This is a genomic window from Pseudocnuella soli (assembly GCF_004347775.1).
Lineage (GTDB): Bacteria > Bacteroidota > Bacteroidia > Chitinophagales > Chitinophagaceae > Flavisolibacter > Flavisolibacter aquaticus.
Map to the genome: position 1 here is coordinate 503,760 of NZ_CP037755.1, position 19,118 is coordinate 522,877.

The 19,118-nt window shown below is 51.3% G+C and carries 19 protein-coding genes; 8 read left to right on the forward strand and 11 right to left on the reverse strand.

Going from position 1 to position 19,118, the window contains the following annotated elements:
• Positions 1 to 184 precede the first annotated feature (184 nt).
• Both EPD17_RS02110 and EPD17_RS02115 read right to left on the reverse strand, forming a co-directional pair.
• Entirely contained in the window at positions 185 to 913 is a 729-nt protein-coding gene (locus EPD17_RS02110; RefSeq protein WP_132051360.1) for a LytR/AlgR family response regulator transcription factor, read from the reverse strand.
• A gap of 1 nt (position 914) precedes the next feature.
• Positions 915 to 1,982: a sensor histidine kinase gene (locus EPD17_RS02115; RefSeq protein ID WP_132051362.1), complete on the reverse strand. Its 1,068-nt coding sequence runs from the start codon at positions 1,980 to 1,982 to the stop codon at positions 915 to 917.
• Positions 1,983 to 2,277: 295 nt separating this feature from the next.
• On the opposite strand from EPD17_RS02115, the gene EPD17_RS02120 reads away from it, so the two are divergent.
• Positions 2,278 to 3,066 (forward strand): amidohydrolase, encoded by a 789-nt coding sequence (locus EPD17_RS02120; RefSeq protein ID WP_132051364.1) that lies wholly within the window; start codon positions 2,278 to 2,280, stop codon positions 3,064 to 3,066.
• A gap of 209 nt (positions 3,067 to 3,275) precedes the next feature.
• Here EPD17_RS02120 and lptB read toward each other — a convergent pair whose 3' ends face one another.
• Positions 3,276 to 4,061: an LPS export ABC transporter ATP-binding protein gene (gene lptB, locus EPD17_RS02125; protein ID WP_132051366.1), complete on the reverse strand. Its 786-nt coding sequence runs from the start codon at positions 4,059 to 4,061 to the stop codon at positions 3,276 to 3,278.
• Positions 4,062 to 4,232: 171 nt separating this feature from the next.
• On the opposite strand from lptB, the gene metF reads away from it, so the two are divergent.
• Positions 4,233 to 5,186: a methylenetetrahydrofolate reductase [NAD(P)H] gene (gene metF / locus EPD17_RS02130; protein ID WP_132051368.1), complete on the forward strand. Its 954-nt coding sequence runs from the start codon at positions 4,233 to 4,235 to the stop codon at positions 5,184 to 5,186.
• Positions 5,187 to 5,375: 189 nt separating this feature from the next.
• Here metF and EPD17_RS02135 read toward each other — a convergent pair whose 3' ends face one another.
• The gene (locus tag EPD17_RS02135) at positions 5,376 to 6,035 is read right to left on the reverse strand and encodes a phosphatase PAP2 family protein (protein ID WP_114234531.1); all 660 of its coding nucleotides are present in this window, start codon (positions 6,033 to 6,035) and stop codon (positions 5,376 to 5,378) included.
• A gap of 68 nt (positions 6,036 to 6,103) precedes the next feature.
• Entirely contained in the window at positions 6,104 to 7,597 is a 1,494-nt protein-coding gene (gene rpoN / locus EPD17_RS02140) for an RNA polymerase factor sigma-54 (protein ID WP_114234757.1), read from the reverse strand.
• An 85-nt stretch (positions 7,598 to 7,682) separates the two neighbouring features.
• Here rpoN and EPD17_RS02145 point away from each other — a divergent pair, with 85 nt between their 5' ends.
• Complete coding sequence (locus EPD17_RS02145) at positions 7,683 to 7,967, forward strand: hypothetical protein (protein ID WP_132051370.1); 285 nt, start codon at positions 7,683 to 7,685, stop codon at positions 7,965 to 7,967.
• A 172-nt stretch (positions 7,968 to 8,139) separates the two neighbouring features.
• Positions 8,140 to 8,565: a hypothetical protein gene (locus EPD17_RS02150; protein WP_132051372.1), complete on the forward strand. Its 426-nt coding sequence runs from the start codon at positions 8,140 to 8,142 to the stop codon at positions 8,563 to 8,565.
• Between the two features lie 105 nt (positions 8,566 to 8,670).
• Here EPD17_RS02150 and EPD17_RS02155 read toward each other — a convergent pair whose 3' ends face one another.
• The 5 genes from EPD17_RS02155 to EPD17_RS02175 all read right to left on the reverse strand — a co-directional run bounded on the left by EPD17_RS02155 (position 8,671) and on the right by EPD17_RS02175 (position 13,518).
• The gene (locus EPD17_RS02155) at positions 8,671 to 9,882 is read right to left on the reverse strand and encodes a DegT/DnrJ/EryC1/StrS family aminotransferase (RefSeq protein ID WP_132051374.1); all 1,212 of its coding nucleotides are present in this window, start codon (positions 9,880 to 9,882) and stop codon (positions 8,671 to 8,673) included.
• Positions 9,883 to 10,386: 504 nt separating this feature from the next.
• Positions 10,387 to 10,977: a carboxymuconolactone decarboxylase family protein gene (locus EPD17_RS02160; protein ID WP_132051376.1), complete on the reverse strand. Its 591-nt coding sequence runs from the start codon at positions 10,975 to 10,977 to the stop codon at positions 10,387 to 10,389.
• 108 nt (positions 10,978 to 11,085) lie between these two features.
• Positions 11,086 to 11,643, reverse strand: coding sequence for a peroxiredoxin (locus EPD17_RS02165; RefSeq protein WP_240040707.1), 558 nt, complete (start codon positions 11,641 to 11,643; stop codon positions 11,086 to 11,088).
• A gap of 159 nt (positions 11,644 to 11,802) precedes the next feature.
• Entirely contained in the window at positions 11,803 to 12,264 is a 462-nt protein-coding gene (locus EPD17_RS02170; RefSeq protein WP_132051380.1) for a MarR family winged helix-turn-helix transcriptional regulator, read from the reverse strand.
• Between the two features lie 141 nt (positions 12,265 to 12,405).
• Positions 12,406 to 13,518 (reverse strand): radical SAM/SPASM domain-containing protein, encoded by a 1,113-nt coding sequence (locus EPD17_RS02175; RefSeq protein ID WP_240040708.1) that lies wholly within the window; start codon positions 13,516 to 13,518, stop codon positions 12,406 to 12,408.
• A gap of 109 nt (positions 13,519 to 13,627) precedes the next feature.
• Between EPD17_RS02175 and EPD17_RS02180 the strand changes: the two genes are divergently transcribed.
• Complete coding sequence (locus EPD17_RS02180) at positions 13,628 to 14,278, forward strand: hypothetical protein (RefSeq protein WP_132051382.1); 651 nt, start codon at positions 13,628 to 13,630, stop codon at positions 14,276 to 14,278.
• Between the two features lie 71 nt (positions 14,279 to 14,349).
• On the opposite strand, the gene EPD17_RS02185 is transcribed toward EPD17_RS02180, so the two are convergent.
• Positions 14,350 to 14,973, reverse strand: coding sequence for an NUDIX hydrolase N-terminal domain-containing protein (locus EPD17_RS02185; RefSeq protein ID WP_132051384.1), 624 nt, complete (start codon positions 14,971 to 14,973; stop codon positions 14,350 to 14,352).
• Positions 14,974 to 15,388: 415 nt separating this feature from the next.
• Here EPD17_RS02185 and EPD17_RS20365 point away from each other — a divergent pair, with 415 nt between their 5' ends.
• The 3 genes from EPD17_RS20365 to paaI all read left to right on the forward strand — a co-directional run bounded on the left by EPD17_RS20365 (position 15,389) and on the right by paaI (position 19,088).
• A complete protein-coding gene (locus EPD17_RS20365; RefSeq protein ID WP_132051386.1) occupies positions 15,389 to 17,620 on the forward strand; it encodes a helix-turn-helix domain-containing protein in 2,232 nt (743 codons plus the stop codon).
• 132 nt (positions 17,621 to 17,752) lie between these two features.
• Complete coding sequence (locus EPD17_RS02195) at positions 17,753 to 18,529, forward strand: enoyl-CoA hydratase-related protein (RefSeq protein WP_132051388.1); 777 nt, start codon at positions 17,753 to 17,755, stop codon at positions 18,527 to 18,529.
• Positions 18,530 to 18,662: 133 nt separating this feature from the next.
• Positions 18,663 to 19,088, forward strand: coding sequence for a hydroxyphenylacetyl-CoA thioesterase PaaI (gene paaI, locus EPD17_RS02200; protein WP_132051390.1), 426 nt, complete (start codon positions 18,663 to 18,665; stop codon positions 19,086 to 19,088).
• Positions 19,089 to 19,118: the final 30 nt, after the last annotated feature.

Genomic DNA, 19,118 nt, shown 5'->3' on the forward strand with positions numbered 1-19,118 from the left:
GGGGTGCATTTGCGATGATTGCGAAAAAAGCTGCGACGAACGGCAAAACGGCTGATGAGCGGTAAATAAGCTGGATGAAATGCAGCGCCACAGGTTTTTACCACAACAAAAATTACCGCGCTATTATTGTGCAGGCTTTGGCGGAGAGAAAAGGGAAAACATGAAACAAGAATGGGGAAATACGCTACAACTCGCCACCACGGCCGCCCTGCACCAGCGCATACACAGCCTCGCGGTAGGCTTCGCCAACGGGCAGCTCCATGGTGCCCAGATAGACGCTGTTTTTGCGCAGCGCCGTAATGGCTGCCTTGGAAACAATGTAAGATTTATGAATGCGGAGAAAACCATCCTGCGGCAACTGGTCTTCCAGCCCCTTCATGCTCATGCGTGTAATAACGGGATGTGCCTCGCTGCGCAAATGAATTTTTACATAGTCCTTCAGTCCTTCGATCCAGACAATGTCATCGAACACCACTTTGAGCATGCGGTAATCGGCCGGCACAAAAAAGTAGGTGGGCTGCGCAGTTTTTTCGCCGCCGCTAAAGCCGCCCTGCTGTAGCCGGTGCAATTCCTGTGCACGGGTGCAAGCCAGCACAAACCGGTCGAAGGCAACGGGTTTTACCAGGTAATCAACCACCTGCAGGTTGAAGCCTTCCAGCGCAAAATGCTCGTAGGCGGTAACAAGTATGAACAGGCATTTTTTGGAAACGCTTTGGATCAGTTGCAGCCCCGTGATGCCGGGCATTTGAATGTCGAGAAAAACCAGGTCGATGCCGCCCCCTTGCAGCACCTGCAAGGCTTCCAGCGGGTTGCTGAAAACGCCCACCAATTGCAGGCCCGGCACTTTGCGGATGTTGTCTTCGAGCAACTCCAGCGCCAGCTCTTCGTCGTCAATGGCTATGCAACGCAGCATTCTAGTGCAGTTTTATGGTCAGCGAAACGATGAACCAACCTTTGTCCTCAGTAATAAGTAGTGCGTGCTCATCGGGGTACAGCAAACTTAGCCTGCGGCGCACATTCTGCAACCCAATGCCCGAACTTTTATCTTTTTCGCCGCTGCCGGGGCTGTATTGGTTGCGCACCTCCAGGTGCAGCATGCTTTTTTCGGCCCGCAGCTCAATATCCACCGATGCGCCGGGCTGGCCCGTGGCGCTGTGTTTGAATGCATTTTCCACAAATGGAATCAGCAGCATGGGCTCCAGCAGGTATTGCCCGTCGATAGCGCCCACGGTATAATTTACCTGCAAAGCTTTCCGAAACCGCTGCGTTTGCAGGTCGATATAACTTTGTAAATATTCGAGTTCTTTGTTGAGCGATACTTTTTCTTCGGCCGCCTCGTACAGCATGTAGCGCAGCAGCGACGACAGCTTGATCAGCGAGGGCTCCAACTGGTCCGATCCCTTTCGGGCCAGCGCCACCATGTTGTTGAGCACATTGAACAGGAAATGCGGGCTTACCTGCGACCGCAAAAACAGCAATTCGGTTTTGAGGTTTTCGTTTTCCTGCTCTTTTGCCAGCCGGTCGGTGCGCAGCTTTTCCAGGAAAAACGAAATGGCGGTACTTACGGCAATAAAAAAGATAGAGGGAAAAAGAAAGAACACCAGCGACATGGCCACCCGGTCGGGCGAAGTGGGTACCGCAGGCATGAGCAGTTTAAAAACCAGCGCGTTGAAGGCAAACAAAACCAGCACCAGCGTGGCCAGCCAAAAAGCGTAGCGGCCATACTGCCGGCGGTTGAGCAGCCGCGGGATCAGCAGCCAGCCATTGAGGTAAAACAGCGCAATCCACGAAGCAAGGTTGCCCGCATACTGCAGTACAAACTGCCACTGCTGTGGCTGGTTGGGCCTCGGCTCCGCGTTTTTGTGCGACGACTGCAGCAAAAAAGGCAGCGAAAAAATAAATGCCCAGGCAGCAAACTGCAGCAGCACCGAAAGCCACCTGCGCGACGATACTATTTTGAGGTAACGGTAAAAAAAACTCATACAAGGCCCCGAAAGTAGGTTTTGGCCCAGGTACACCCATTCTTTTGCGACCAATAAAAAAAATGGTGCGACGAAACAGTGCTTATGACATGGCGTTCTCCAACAAAGGTTTCACTTTTATGTAACCGGCTTGTATATCGCTAACCAGGCGCCTGTTGCAGCCTGTCCTGGACTCGTTTCAGGATCGCACACTGCAGCGTTCGGTAATGCTACTGGCCAGAATAGCAACACGCGGAACCCATGCAGCGTTGGCGCAGCAGCACTTTTCCCCGCCCCTGTGCCTTATCTTGCGCATATGTCCTCTTTAACTTTTACCCTTATTCAAACCGCGCTGCACTGGGAAGATAAAGCTGCTAACCTCGCCATGCTGGAAGGAAAGATCCGCAGCATTGCGCAGCCCACGCATATTGTGGTGCTCCCCGAAATGTTCACCACAGGCTTTAGCATGAAGCCCGAGCAGTTTTCCGAAACCATGGACGGGCCTACCGTTGCGTGGATGAAAAAGCTGGCTGCCGAAAAGCGGGTGATCCTAACCGGTAGTTTGATGATTGAAGAAGGGGGGCAATATTTTAACCGGATTATTTGGATGCTGCCCAACGGGCAATTGGGCCAGTACGACAAACGCCACCTGTTTGCCATGGGTGGCGAGGATGCGCATTACACCGGCGGCACACAGCGCTTTATTGCATCGGTAAACGGCTGGAAGATCAACTGCAATATTTGTTATGATCTGCGCTTTCCGGTTTGGGCACGGCAGCAAACGGCTGAAGGCCCGGAATACGATGTGCTGCTGTACGTAGCCAACTGGCCCGACCGCCGCAACCACGCCTGGAAAACCCTGCTGCAGGCCCGCGCCATCGAAAACCAGTGCTATGTGGTGGGTGTGAACCGCGTGGGCACCGATGGCCATGGTGTGTATCATACCGGCGACAGCATGGTGTGCAATGCCCTCGGAGAACCGCTGTACCACAAGGCCGATGACGAAGACATTTTTACCATCACGCTGGAAAAAAAGGACCTGGAAGCGGTGCGGGAAAAGCTGCCGTTTTGGAGGGATGCAGATGATTTTAAGATGTTGCTGTAAGCGGGCAAATTTTTAGTGGCATATTAAAACAACGGCACTATTATACACTTGCATGAAGGTGCAGTGTCTTTGTCATCCTGACGAAGGAAGGATCTGAACTTTGTGCACTCGTTCGCAACGCAACACTCAGATGCTTCGCTGCGCTCAGCATGACAAAGGCGAAGCTGCTGCAAATGATTGCAATAGATTGCTAACAAAATCGGCTTTATTTACCGCCGCCCTTCGCTGATGCGCTCCTGGTGGGCTTCTTCCAGCAGGTAATCTTTACGTTTGAGTTCAAAGTTGCGGCCGAGGTACAGGCGTTTTACCTGGTCGTCCACAGCCAGTTCTTCGGCGGTGCCGTGTTTGAATATTTTCCCTTCAATCAGCAGGTAAGCACGGTCGCAAATAGAAAGCGTTTCGGTTACGTTGTGGTCGGTAATGAGGATGCCGATGTTTTTAAATTTCAGTTTCGCTACAATGGCCTGGATATCTTCCACCGCAATGGGGTCGATGCCGGCAAAGGGTTCATCAAGCAGGATGAACTTTGGATCCACCGCCAGGGCACGGGCAATTTCGGTACGGCGCCGTTCGCCGCCGCTCAACACATCGCCGGGGCTTTTGCGCACATGGTGCAGCCGAAACTCATCGAGCAGCGCCTCCAGTTTTTCCTTTTGCTGGCTACGGGTCAGCTTGGTCATTTCCAGCACCGCCTTGATGTTTTCTTCCACGCTCAGTTTGCGAAAAATAGATGCTTCCTGCGGCAGGTAGCCAATGCCCATCTGTGCCCTTTTGTACATGGGCAGTTTGGTAATATTGGTATCATCCAAAAACACTTCGCCTTCGTCGGGTTTGATGAGGCCCACGGTCATGTAAAAAGTAGTGGTTTTACCGGCACCGTTGGGGCCTAGCAAGCCCACAATTTCGCCCTGCTTTACCTCTATTGACACATGGTTTACCACCGTACGGCTGCGGTAGCGCTTTACTAACTCGGTTGTATGAATGGTAATGCTCACCCTTTTGAAAATGTTTGGGCAAAAGTAAGCCAACCGGGGCACCGCCCTTTACCAATGAACGGCTTTTATATTTCCTTTAGGGTGTATGTTTGCATCCCGAATTGAAACAAGCCCGGGGTTTCATTGTTATCAATCCATTATTTAGGCCCCGCAAAACACCGCTACAACAACGTGAAAGTTATCGAACACCTGCGGCAGGCAAAGGATACGCTGGTTTCCTTTGAAGTGCTGCCGCCCCTGAAAGGAAAAGGCATCAATGCGCTTTGGGAACACCTCGATCCCCTGATGGAATTCAAGCCTTCGTTTATAAATGTTACCTACCACCGCAGCGAAAGCATGTTCAAGCGCCGCATTGATGGCGTGTTTGAAAAAGTGGAAGTACGCAAACGTCCCGGCACGGTTGGCATTTGCGCCGCCATCATGAACCGCTATAAAGTGGATGCAGTGCCGCACCTTATTTGCGGCGGCTTTACCCGGCAAGAAACCGAAGACGCCCTGATTGACTTGGCGTTTTTGGGTATTGATAATGTGCTGGTGCTGCGTGGCGATGCAGCCCGCAACGAAGGCAGTTTTGAACCCGAGCCCGGCGGCAATAAATTTGCCACCGAGCTGATGCAGCAGGTGATCAACATGAACAACGGCCTGTACCTGGAAGAAGACCTGAAGGGTGCCGTAAAAACAAACTTTTGCATTGGCGTGGCCGGCTACCCCGAAAAGCATTTTGAAGCACCCAACCTGGCTTCCGACATCCAACACCTGAAAAAGAAAGTGGACGGCGGCGCCGAATACGTGGTGACGCAAATGTTTTTCGACAACCAGAAATATTTTCAATACGTGCAGGCCTGTAAAGAAGCCGGCATCAATATTCCCATCATCCCGGGCCTGAAGCCGATCACTTCGAAAAAACAGTTGACGGTAATTCCCCGCACATTTCATGTGGACATCCCGGTGGAGTTGTACAGCGCCATCATGGCCTGCAAAACCGATGCGGAAGTGGAGCAAGTGGGCACCGAGTGGCTGCAGCAGCAAAGCAAGGAACTGAAAGCTGCCGGCGTGCCGGTGCTGCATTATTATACGTTGGGCAAGCCGCATGTGATTGCCAACGTGGTGCGGAATGTTTTTTAAACCGTACCCCGGCCCCGCTCCTGAAAGGCGAGGGTCGCCTCGGTTTGATTTTGATTTTTTATACAAAGAGCCCGTAACAATTAGTTGTTACGGGCTCTTTGTATTAGCACTTATATGGGTAAAATCTTTTGAGTGTGCCGAAGTTTTCTTTAACCAACCCGCTCCTCCAAGATCGGGGCCAGGGTGCGGTTACATCACAATCCAATACGCCGCCACCTGCGACAAGGCGCCGGTTACAAACCCTGCATACACATCAAAAGGCCGGTGGTCGTTGTTGATGAGGCGGGCGGTGCACACCAGGCCTGCAGCCAGCATGGCGCAGGAAATGTACACGCCAAAATCCGTGTCGCTCATAAGGCCCAGCATGAGTACAAACGTAACGGCCACACCGGCAGCCAAGGCATGCATGCTGATCTTAAAATAATTGTTAGCCATCAGGCCAGCACTGGCCGCAAGAAAAATAGCCATGCTAAACAGTTCCAGTACTTCGGGTACCTGCGGCTGGTTGCGCAGCACATACCACATCCAAAAATAATAGAGGCCGCAGGCTACATAAGGAATAATGCGCTCCTTTTGCGTACGCAGGTACACCGATTGCACAAAGCCCAGCCCGCGCAGCAGCAAAATGGTAAAGAGGGGAAAAAGCGCATACATCACCACAAAACGCAGCAGCATCAGGTTCTGGTCGTATGGGCGTGCAGCCGGAAACACCTGGTGGATGTAGATGAGAAACCAGGCAATATACACCGGCACAAACAGGGGGTGAAAAACCACCGAAATGGCACGTGCAGCAAAGCGAAGCGCCGGATGAAACAGGTGGTCCTGCGCCTTTTGTTCTATGTCAGACATTTTGGAAAATTTAGGCCGAACCGGGCGACATGCAAAGGTTTTAAGTCCTTTTGCCTGCCGCCCGTTGCTTACAGCTCTTTGCGCAGCCTGGCTACCGGTATGTTCAGTTGTTCGCGGTATTTGGCCACGGTGCGCCGTGCAATATTATAGCCTTTTTCCTGAAGCAGCTCGGTAAGCCGCTCGTCGCTGAGGGGTTTCTTCTTGTTTTCGTATTCGATCAGGTCGCTCAGGATCTTTTTTACCTCGCGGGTCGAAACTTCCTCGCCGCTGTCGGTGGTGAGCGATTCGGAGAAAAAGAATTTAAGGCGGTAAGTGCCAAATTCGGTTTGTACAAACTTGGAGTTGGCCACGCGGCTTACGGTAGAAATATCCAGACCGGTGCGTTCGGCAATGTCCTTCAAGATCATTGGCTTCAGCGTGGTTTCGTCGCCGGTCAGGAAAAATTCGTACTGATGGTTCATGATGGCCGTCATGGTGCTGAGCAGCGTGTGCTGCCGCTGCTTGATGGCATCAATAAACCATTTGGCCGCATCAATTTTTTGCTTGATAAACAACACCGCTTCTTTTTGGCGGCGGTCTTTTTTGGTGCCGCGGTCGTATTCGCGCAGCATATCGCGGTAGCCTTCCGAAATGCGGAGCTCCGGTGCATTTTTCGAGTTCAGCGTCAGCTCCAGTTTGCCGGCATTGTTGTAAATAAAAAAGTCGGGCACCACGTAGCTTTCGGCTTTGTTCAGCTCGCTTACCGTGCCGCCGGGTTTGGGGTTGAGGCGGGTAATCTGGTGCATCACATCCTTCAACTGCTCGTCGTCGAGGTTGAGGCCGCGCTGTATTTTTTCGTAATGCTTTTTGGTAAACTCATCGAAGTAGCGGCTGAGGGCGGCAATGGCGGTATCCACTTCCTTGCCTTCCAGCTTCTGGCGGTTCAGCTGCAACAGCAGGCACTCCTGCAGGGTGCGGGCCGCCACGCCGGGGGGATCGAACTGCTGGATGCGCTGGATCAGTTTTTCAACATCTTCTTCGGTAACAAAAATGTTTTGCCTAAACGCCAGGTCATCCACAATGGCCGAAGTTTCGCGGCGCAGGTAGCCGTCTTCGTCGATGGAGCCAATGATCTGTTCGGCAATTTTATACTGCGCCTCATCCAGTTTCAGCATGCCCAGTTGTGCTTCCAGCACTTCGTAAAAAGAAGTTTCCACCTTGTAAGGCATCGTCTGCTTTTCTTCCTGGTCGCCGTAGTTGTCGTCGCGCAGTTTGTAATCGGCAATATCATCGTCGCCTTCCGACACGTAATCGGAAATATCAATGTTGTCGTAGCCCTCGTCGGTAGCCGACTCTTCGTAATCGTCGCTGCTGTCGGATGATTCGGCAAACTCGTCTTTCATATCGCCATCGTAATCCTCCATACCTTCGTCGGTCAGTTCGAGGGCCGGGTTTTCTTCCAGCTCCTCTTTGATGCGTTCGTCGAGTATGGCTGTAGGCACCTGCAACAATTTCATTAACTGAATCTGTTGCGGCGATAGCTTTTGCAGTAACTTTTGCTGTAAACTCTGGTTAAGGCTCATCAGGGGTTCCGTTTTTAAGGGGCGGCTAAATGGGGCCGCCGGCTTCACAAAAATCGAGCCGTAAATTTATTGCAAATATCAATCCATGGGGAAAAAGGCATTTTTTATTGGGCTGGCGTTAACGGCTTTTTGTCGCCCGGGCTTTGCGCAGCTTAATCCCAAGCCGGATTTGGGCCAGGCATTGCCCGTTCATAAAATATCCCCATTGCCGCAAAACTTCTACACACAGCACCTTTCATTTTTCTGTAAAAAAGAAGACCAGCTGCAGCGGCGCACCGGCCTCAACCTGTTTTTCAGGCTGGGCACCAAAGATTATGTGGACTACCTGGAGCAAAAGCCCAATACAAATAAATATCCGGCACCGAGGTAAGCGGCGGTTACTGGTCTGGCCACTCCAAAGCGGCTGCCTGCCAGAAAGTGTACCTGCCAGTGGCCAGACCAGTAACAGCATCATCTTCCCATTTATAATTCATTGTTAAGAACCGTCCCCACATTATTGCGCCACCCTTTTGTTCGGAACTTTAAAAGAAAAAGGAGGGGCGATGAAAAAATGCTACACGCTGGGCCTTGTGTTCACTTTATTGCTGCTGGCCGGTTGCAGCAAGGATGTTTTAAAAAAATACGATAAGCGCATTGTTGGCACCTGGCGCATTGCCGCCATCAACAACTACAGCATCGGTGGCGACCGCGACAACCTGGCCTTCCGCAGCGGCAATTTTACTTTTAATGAAGACGGCTCCCTAAGTTATGTAGATGGATCGGGTACTACATACCAGGGCAACTGGGACATCCGCAAAAAGTACGTGGATGACGATCTTATTCGCGCCATGCAGCTTACCGCGGTGGGCACCACTACTCCGGAGGTGCTAACCGAGTACTACGACGACATTGTATTCCTGGGAAAAGATCATTTCCGCGCCACCACTGTTATCGGCTTCCGCACTTATATGACGCATTTCCGCAGGTAAGAGAACAAGAAAAAATATAAAAGGCAAAAATCAAAAGCCCTTGGCGTGAAAACGCCTTTTTGACTTTTGAATTTTGCCTTTTTGCTTAAAACAGCTTTTAAGCCTTTAAGCTGCTGTTTGCGCCAATGCAGCTGTTGCAGCCTGCACCATTTTTTCGCCTTTTTCCTTTATCTGCTCCTCGCTCCACAACAAGGAAATGGAGGTCGAAATGCAGCGGCTCATGATGGCGTCCGATGCGGAAAAATCCTGCTGCTGCAGTTTCAACAAAGCTTCCTGCTGTTCAGCGCTCATGCGGTTGTGGGTGGAAGCATTCTTCAAATGATCCCACTTGCGGATATAATGCCAGTTGTTGTCGAACCAGTAAAACGAACCTGCCATGGCACCGGCCTCTTTCATGGCGGCTACCACTGCACGGGTAGCTTCTTCGGTGGGCAAAAACCAGCTGATGAAAGAGCAGCTGTCGCCGGCCTCATCGGGTACGCGGCGAAACTGGATGCCCGGGATCTGCGACAGTAAAGCCTTTAGCTGCGCGTGATTCTTTTTTTGCGTAGCCAAAAAATCGGGCAGGCGGCGCACCTGCGCCAGGCCCACCGCTGCATGCAGCTCGGAAATCCGGAAGTTGTAACCCAGGTGGGGATGCAGATCGGCGCCGCGGTCTACGCCTTTGTGGTCGTGGCCGTGGTCGGTATAAGCATCGGCGTTGATGTACACATCTTCGCGGTTGGTCATTACCACGCCGCCTTCGCCGCAGGTAATAGTTTTTACAAAATCAAACGAAAATGTGCCCGCATCGCCAATGGTGCCCAGCGACTTTCCTTTATAACTGCCGCCAATGCTCTGGCAGGCATCTTCGAGCAGCACCAGGTTGTGCTCTTTGCAAATGGCCTGCAATGCATCCATATCGGCCATGGAGCCGCACATATGAACGGGCATCACACATTTCGTTTTGGATGTGATGGCGCTGCGCACTGCATCGGGGGCCAGTGTCAGCGTGTCGTCCACATCAACCAGCACGGGCACAGCACCCACGCTCAGCACGGCTTCAAACGAAGCCACAAACGTGAAGGAAGGCATGATCACCTCGTCGCCGGCGCCAATGCCCAGCACAGCCATAGCAGTGGTAAGGGCCGTAGTGCCGCTGGAGGTAAGCTGCGCATACTGGCAACCAAATGTTTCGCAAATGGCAGTTTCCAGCTCTTTTGCTTTCCACCGGCCCTGGCGGGGGCCGTCAAATCCATAGCGCATGAGCACGCCGGTTTCCAGCACTTCCATTACTTCTTTGCGTTCGGCATCGCTCCACAATTCGTATCCGGGCATATAAGGAGTTTGGGGTTTAAAGTTTGAAGTTTAAAGTTCTGCGCAAAAGTAAGCCGGAAGACGGAAGGTGAGGTCGGAAGTTGGGAGGATGAAGGTTAAAATTGACGCTGTTATGTGATGATGCATTTTAGTGTTTTGCATTTTGTCATCCTGACGAAGGAAGGATCTGAACTTGCAGCAGTACAGATTTAGAAGTACTAAGGCGTCTGTCATTTATTTAAAAAATCACTCATTCTAATTCTCAGATGCTTCGCTGCGCTCAGCATGACAAAGGCAGGAGCATGCGTATTATGTAAAAAGCAACTTCATGCCAATGCATCAACCCACTGCGGGCTTTGCACCTCCGCTGCGCCGCTGCGTGAAAAGAAAGCTGCACAGCGAACAGGACGTACAAGTGTGCGACGCAACAGCAGCCCAATAGCAATCCCAAAGCCGGCTACATAAAAAAGCCCCCGCAACTGCAGGGGCTATGATACATCCAAACTTTGCAAACAGGGCCTAAGCTTACATTAACGCCGTAAGACTTTTGAGCACGGCGCCCAGACGCACCGCATCGTGGATGCGCTGCTTGCTGGTGCCGTGGCCCACCAGTGTTTTTTCATGCGAGGTAACGCAGAGTTCGCAGCCGTTGAGGGCACTTACCACCAGGCTTACGAGCTCGAAGAACTCTTTGCCCAGCACGGGGTTGGCCATGATGCTCATGCGGATGCCGGCCTGCGCCGTGTTGTAAAATTCTTCGTGCATGAAGTGGCGGAAACGATAGTACACGTTGTTGGCATTGAGCAGCGAGGTGCAGGCCAGCACTTCGGCCACTTCTTTATCGGTTGCGCCATTGGCAGTGGCTTGCGCAGTAAAGGCTTCCTGCAGGGCGGTCACTTTTTCGTTGGCAGCAACGGAAAGGGCCAGCAGGTACGCTTCTTTTTTGTTCAGCGTTTCGGCGCCCAGGGCGTTGGTAACATTTATTTTAAGGTCGCGCAGGTATTTTGAGTCGGCAGCGGCCAGAGCCTGCAGGTTGGAGCTCAGGTGGCTTTCGGCCAGGCCCAGTTCCTGCAGCAGCGACAGGGCTGCGTTGCTTTCGGTAGCGATTCCAAACATGGAGGGAAAGTTTTATAGTTGAAGGAGGAAGAAAAGCTTCAAGCCGCCAGCTGCAAGCCACAAGTAGAGAAAACCACTTGCAGCTTGTAGCTAAAAGCTTGCTGCTTATTAAGCGTTCAGCGTTGCTTCGCCTTTCTGCCAGTTGCAGGGGCAGAGTTCGTCGGTTTGCAGCGCATCCAGCACACGCAGTACTTCTTTTACGTTGCGGCCTACGTTCAGGTCGTACATCGATACCCAGCGAACGATGCCTTGCGGATCAACGATAAATGTGGCGCGATAAGCAACTTTTTCTTCACTTTCCAAAATGCCCAGTTCAGTAGCCAGCGATTTGCTGGTGTCGGCCAGCATCGGGAACTGCAGGCCACGCAGGTCTTCATGATCGCGGCGCCAAGCTACGTGTACAAACTCGCTGTCGGTAGAAGCACCAACGAGTACCGCATCGCGGTCGGCAAAATCCTGGTAGTGTTTATTGAATTCGGCAATTTCGGTAGGGCATACAAAAGTGAAGTCTTTAGGCCACCAGAACATCACCATCCACTTGCCGCTGTTTTTGATTTCTTCGTAAGAAAGGTCGTAGAACTCTTTACCTTTTTCGATCGATACAACTGCCTTCTTATTGAACTCGGGGAAGGACGCACCCAGCGATAATACCTTGTTGCTCATCATATTCTGATTTAATTCGGGGTGCAAATGTCGGTGCGGCAGACATTACCGACAACTGAATTAATTGATGAGCCGATAGAGAAAATTTATTTCGTTCAGCCGTAGCCGTTAGGTGGTTAAGCGGTGTGCATTTTAATAAAAAAACATATGAACTTTTGCCCATTAACCCAGTGCCGAACCGCGGGCTTTGTCGAGCAGGTTGCTTAGCTGCTGCGCTTCTTCTTCGCTCAGGTTGCCCAGGATATTGTCCATTTCTGCATCCCGCACATCCAGCTTGTGCAGCAGTTGCTGGCCCTTTTCGGTGATCAGTACATCCACCAGTCGCTTGTCGGCGGGGTTGGTGGTCTTTTGCACCAGGTCTTTGGCAATGAGGCGATCAACAATGCGGCTGGTATCGCTCATTTTATCCAGCATGCGTTCCCGTATTTGCAGCGTGGAAAGCGGCACTGGAAAAGAGCCGCGCAAAATGCGCAGGATGTTGAACTGCTGCGGTGTGATGTCCTCAGCTGCCAGCAACGACTTGATGCGTTCCATTACCCATCCATGCGAATACAAAACATTAATGAGTGCCTTTTGGTGGGTGTTGCGGAAATGCGCCTGCTGGATGTCTTGGTCGATGCTCATGCTGTAAAAATAGTTTCGATTGACGATTTTGGACTGACGATTTTAGATTTACAAACATCGGCATAGCGTTGTTTACGCTGCAAAACAATTTACCATCGGTAACAAGCAATCGTAAATCCGAAATCTACAATCCGAAATCCCTTAGTCTCCCCACACTTTCACGCCTTCGGAGCAGTTGGTGCAAATGTCCACATTGCTGCGGCTGTGCAGCACTTTGCCGCGAAACTCGCGGTAGGTGGGGCTGTTCCAGATTTCGCTAAAGCTTTGGCCCTGCAGGTGCCCCAGTTTGTGCTGCGCATCTTTATCAAAACAACAAGGCACCACAGCGCCATCCCAGGTTATTACCGGATCGTGCCACAGGCGCCAGCAGTGGCGCTGGTTGTTGCCTTTAAACTCCATCACGCCGTTGCTGTTTTTGCGGTAGCGGCTGTATTTGCCCGTGGTTGGGATCAAGGCATTGGGATCGTTTTCGTAATCGTACACCTGCGCTGTTTTTAACCACACTGCATCCACGCCTATTTCTTTTCCCAGCCGCTTTACTTCTTCAATTTGGTGCTCGTTGTGGCGCACCACCAGGAACTGAAACACCACGAACGGCGTTTTGCTACGGAGTTCCCGCTTCCATTTTACAATATTGGCAGCGCCTTCCAGCACCTTATCGAGGCGGCCGCCCACACGGTATTGCTGGTAGGTTTCCTGCGTGGTGCCGTCGATGGAAATAATGAGCCGGTCGAGGCCGCTTTCCACGGTGCGGCGGGCCACATCATCTTTGAGGTAATGTGCATTGGTGCTGGTGGCGGTATATATTTTTTTGGCGGCGGCGTATTGCACCATATTTAGAAAATCAGGATTGAGAAAAGGCTCGCCCTGGAAATAAAACACGAGGTAAGTAAGATGCGGCGCCAACTGGTCGATGGTTTCTCGGAAAAAATCTTTGCGCAGCATGCCCGTGGGGCGGGTAAAAGCCCGCAGCCCGCTGGGGCACTCGGGGCAGCGCAGGTTGCACGATGTGGTGGGCTCAAACGAAATGGAAAGCGGCATGCCCCACTGCACTGCGCGGCCCGTAAGCCTTGACAGGTGGTAACTGCCCCACACTTTGGCCATATTGGCCACCCGGCGTGGGGTAAGTTTGGATAAAAAATTAAGGCTGTCGTTCCAGTTGAAAGCCGCCATGCCGCGAAGATACACGAACCGGTGATGTGCAGGATTTTGGAAGGATGGCAGCGGCAAGCCCGCGGCGGAGCAAAGCGACATAAAAAAGGTTTTATTCAACGCGTACCTTGCGCTAAATACCGGGTTGCATTTCAACACAACCTGCCGTAATTTTTAGCCACCCATTTATCTAAGTACAAAAACAAGCATCATGAAAACATGGATCCTTTTTGCAGCGCTGCTTACCGCCACTGCGGCCGCGGCACAAACCAGACCTACTTCCGTTAAATTCAATAAAGCCAACACGCCGGCCATCCAGTTGCAGGTGCCTTACTCCGAAGAAATTGCCGAAGGCGCCATTATTCAAAAGCTGAAGGAAATTGGCTACGAGCCTGAAACCAGCGGTGCCTTGCTCTGGAAAAAAAATACAGTAGACGGATATTATGTGTTTAAAAACGTATCGCTGCGCGACCTGGATGGTAAGCCGGTAGACCTGTATTTTAAAGTGGCCCAACCCAGCCGCAAGGAAAAAAGCAAGGCCGATATTTATATGCTGGTGAGCAACGGCCTCGACCAGTTTTACTCTTCCGAAACCGACCCAAAAGTGTACGAATCGGCCAATCGTTTCCTGAGCGGTTTCCAGGATTACAGCGCCAGTTACAAGCTGGATGTGGACATCCAGGCCAGTGAAGAAACCGTGAAAGCTGCCGAGAAAAAATACAGCAAGCTGAAAGACGATGAAAAAGACCTGGAAGAAAAATTAAGAAACAACCGCAAGCAACAAGAGGCGCAGTTAAAAGCCATCAACGACGAACGGGCCAAGCTGGAAGAACTGCGGCGTAAGAAGCTGCCGGCATTGTGATGCAATTGCAACAATAATTTTAAAAATGGCTTGTGTTCACAAGCCATTTTTTGTTAGCCCAATGTGCTGCGCTAATCAACATAAGCCTGAAAATCGGAAGACCTAACTTTTTGATACAGCAGTTCAATCTGGCTTTTTAATATCCTGTCTTCGGAAAGCTCCGGCAAACGGTCTATGGCAAAATATTGTATATCCAGCACATCAAATCCTTTTGCAAATTTAAAGGAAGTAAGCTCGCAGTAAAAAACCATTTTATATACATGAAAAGGTTGCGGCGGATGAGCATGAAATCTTTTGTCAAATACTGCTAATAGTGCTTTAACCGCAACGCTCAAACCCGTTTCCTCCCTGAACTCTTTGATAATGGTTTCTTTCGGGCTGCAACCAACATCGGCCCAACCACCCGGCAACGACCATTTGCCATCAAGGCTTTCCCTAACCAGCAAGATTTCATTTTCAGGAGAAATGGCTAGGCCCCTGATGTCCACCTTCGCGGTTGGATAATCGGCGGCAGCAGGAAAAATAGATTTTATAATTTCCATATCGTGGCCGCTTACACCGCTCAGCAGCCTATGGCTCATCTCTTGCAATTCTTGGTATCGCTCTTTGTCGTAATCGTTTTTGGCGTAGAGCAAACCAACATCTGCAATTGCTTTTAATTTCTTCAATTCTTCCAGCAGCTCAATATTATTCATGCGTTAAATGTGACTTTGTTGAATAGCAGTAAAGTTCGCTGCCAGCTTAACATACATACAGCAGCCTTTACTGTTGACGTTTTGTGGTATTATACCATTCAATTTACTGTTTCATTGCTACATAAATTTTTTGCGGCTCACCACGGCAGTATGAAAGCTTCATCAGCGAACTATTCCGACATCAGGCTGTCATTATTTGGGCCTGCTTTTTTTGCAGCAACAAAACAGTAAAAGCATCAACCAAACGATGCGCATGAAATGTAGCATTGCCGGCAGCAATAAAAGCAGGGCTGCATTAAAACCGGCTGCCATTGCCACACCCAATGCACCCCATTGCATTTTTGCGTAATCCTTAGCATCTTAGCCCGCCGGCTAACCCTGCACTTTTCTTACTTTCACGCTTTTCTTTTCGCCCATGTCTGCAACCGATTTCAACTCCATGTTTCGCCTCGCTGCAGGCTTTGTGCAGCACACCTCGCGGCATGTATTTCTTACCGGCAAGGCAGGCACCGGCAAAACCACTTTTCTGCGGTATTTAAAAGAAAACAGTTTTAAAAATATTGCCATTGTAGCGCCCACCGGTGTGGCCGCCATCAATGCAGGCGGCGTTACCATGCATTCATTTTTTCAGTTGCCCATGGGCACTTACCTGCCCACGCGGCAATACGTGCCCGGCGATGTAGGCGGCGAACTAAACAACGAGATTACCCTGTTTAAAAACCTGCGGCTCAACAAGCAAAAACGCGAACTGATGCGGGAGCTGGAGCTGCTGGTGATTGATGAAGTGAGCATGGTGCGGGCCGATATGCTGGATGCGGTGGATGCCATTTTAAAAAGTGTGCGGCAGGCAGCACACCGGCCTTTTGGCGGTGTGCAGGTGCTGTTCATTGGCGACCTCCACCAGTTGCCGCCGGTGGTCAACAACCGCGAGTGGCCCGTGCTCAAAGATTTTTACCGCAGTCCTTATTTCTTCGATTCGCTGGCTGTGCAGGCAGCGCCGCCGGTGTACATCGAGCTCAATAAAATTTACCGCCAAAGCGATGCGGCATTTATTGAAGTGCTCAACAACATCCGCAACAACACCGCATCCACCACCGACCTGCAATTGCTCAACAGCCGCTACGACCCGACCTTTGTGCCACCGGCCGATGAAAGTTATATCACGCTTACCTCGCACAACAACAAAGCCGACACCATCAACCAGCGGGAGCTGGCCAAGCTTTCGGGTAAAGTGCACCATTTTGAAGGCACCATTGCCGGCGATTTCAGCGACAAGGCTTTTCCCGTAGATAAATCGCTGCGCCTGAAAGTAGGTGCGCAGATCATGTTTATCAAAAACGACAAAGGCGACTCCCGGCGTTTTTTTAACGGCAAAATAGGCGTGGTAAGCCGCATTGAAGAAGACAAGCTTTTTGTAACCTTTCCGGGCGAAGAAGGCGAGCTGGAAGTGGAGCAGGAAACATGGCACAACATCCGCTACACTTACGACCGCGACGCCGATAAAATTGAAGAAGAAGAACTGGGCTCATTTACCCAATACCCGGTGCGGCTGGCATGGGCCATCACCATCCACAAAAGCCAGGGCCTCACGTTCGACCGCGCCGTGGTGGATGCCGGCGAAGCATTTGCCGCAGGCCAGGTGTACGTGGCCCTCAGCCGCCTTACTTCAATGGAAGGCATGGTGCTTTGTTCGCGCATTCCGCAGCACAGCATCCGCATCGACGAACGCATCCACACGTTTTCGCAAACGGCCCAAAACGAGGCCGACCTGCAGGTGCTGTTGCAGGAAGAACAAAAAGTATTTGTAACCCAAAGCCTGCTAGCCACATTTCAATTGGGTAAACAAGTGGAGTTGCTGGAAGGCCACCTCGAATCGTATGGTGGCCGCACCATTCCGGATGCCGACGAAGCCGTGGAATGGGCCAGCGGTCTGCTGCTCAAAGCCCGCGAACTGCAAGGCGTGGGCATACGCTTTATCCAGCAACTAGAAGGCATGCTGCCCACCGCCGAAGAAGACGGCTTTCAGCAACTGTCGGCCCGTATTGAAGCGGCCGCTGCATTTTTTGTAAAAGGCATTGAAGAAGGTCTGCTCCAGCCCATTCGCGATCATGCCACAGCATGGCGCATCAAAACAAGGGTAAAAAAATACGGCAAGGACCTCGAAACTTTGGCCACTGCCATTGAGCGGAAAAAATGGGCTATTGAACATGCGGTGCACCTGGCCAAAGGCCTGACGCAGGGCCTTGATGCCATTGCCTTATTACAGATTGTAGAGCAGCAGCGCAAACGACAGGTGCAGGAAGTGGTGGTAAAAGAAAAAGCGGCCAAGGGCGAAACAAAGGCTATTTCGCTGGAAATGTTCCGCAAGGGAAAAGATATTGCCTCCATTGCCGCTGAACGCAACCTTACGGTTTCCACTATTGAAGGCCACCTGGCCGCTTATATTGAAACCGGTGAAGTGGACGTAAGCGATGTGGTGCCGCCGCACAAAATCCCGGTTATTCTTTCGGCCATCAAAAAAGCAGAACCGAAAACTTTAGGCACACTTAAATCCAGGCTGGGCAACGATTATTCCTACGGCGAAATCAAAGCCGTGATGAGCTATATGACCCGTTTGGAAAAAGAATCCGTAAACGAGCATCCATAGTTTTTGAGCCACAAAGACACGAAGGACACAAAGGGCCACGAAAGGTTTTCTTGGTGCAACTTTGTCCCTTCGTGCCTTAGTGGTTCACAATCGCAATGCGCTATTTTTGTTTTAACCCCACAAATAGAGCGCATGCCCACAGTATTGTTTGAAGTAAAAGAAAACGTGGCCGTGATCACCCTCAACCGGCCCGAAAAATACAATGCCTTTATCCGCGACATGGCGCTGTTGCTGCAGCAGCACCTCGATGTTTGTAAAAAAGAAAAAGACATCCGCGCCGTGTACCTCACCGGTGCCGGCAAGGCCTTTTCAGCCGGCCAGGACCTGGACGAAGTGGTGGACCCGAACGGGCCCAGGTTGCCCGCTATCCTTGCCGAACATTATAACCCCATTGTGCGCATGATCCGCAAGCTGGACAAGCCGGTGGTGGCAGCGGTAAACGGTGTGGCGGCTGGCGCCGGTGCCAATATTGCCCTTTGCTGCGATGTGGTGGTGGCAGCCGCTTCGGCTTCGTTTATACAGGCTTTTTCCAAAATAGGACTGATACCCGACAGCGGCGGTACGTTTTTTCTGCCACGGCTGGTGGGCTGGCAAAAAGCCTCGGCCCTGATGCTCACCGGCGAAAAAGTGCCCGCAGCCGAAGCCGAACGCATGGGCATGATCTATAAAGTTTTTGCCGACGAGGATTTTGCCACCGCTTCAATGCAGCTGGCGCAAACGCTGGCGCAAATGCCCACCAAAGGACTGGCATACACCAAACAGGCCCTGAACGGCGCTTTTCAAAACCATTTTGAAGACCAGCTCCACGACGAAGAAGTGCTGCAACAGCGTGCCGGCACCACCGCCGATTTTGCCGAAGGCGTACATGCGTTTCTGGAAAAAAGAGCACCGCGGTTTAGGGGAGAATAAGGGCGATTTACGATTGACGATTTTGGATTGACGAATACGGAGATCAGCAATCATTAATTCGTTTGAAAGCAACCCAGCTATTATTGCAATCGTAAATCCGAAATCGTCAATCGTCAATCAACATTTGTACACTATGATCAAAGAAGAAAATACATCCCCAAAAACAGTAGTGGCTCACATGATGCAGCACGACGCCTTCAGCCAATGGCTGGGCATAGAGGTGCTGGAAGTGCGGGAAGGCTACAGCAAAATTCGCATGACGCTCCGCGACGACATGCTCAATGGCTTTGGCATCATCCACGGCGGCATTGCTTTTTCGCTGGCCGACAGTGCTTTTGCTTTTGCCTGCAACAACCGCAACAACCTGTCGGTGGCGCTGGATACTTCCATCAATTTTACCAAAAGCACCCTGCCCGGCCAGGTGCTTACTGCCGAAGCCACCGAGGAGCACAACGGCCGCAGCACCGGCCTGTACCAGGTGCGCATTACCCGAAACGATGATGAAGTGGTGGCCCTTTTTAAAGGTGTTTGCTTTCGAACCGGAAAAGCATTAGTTTAACGATACACCGGGATTTTCCCGGCGTAAACA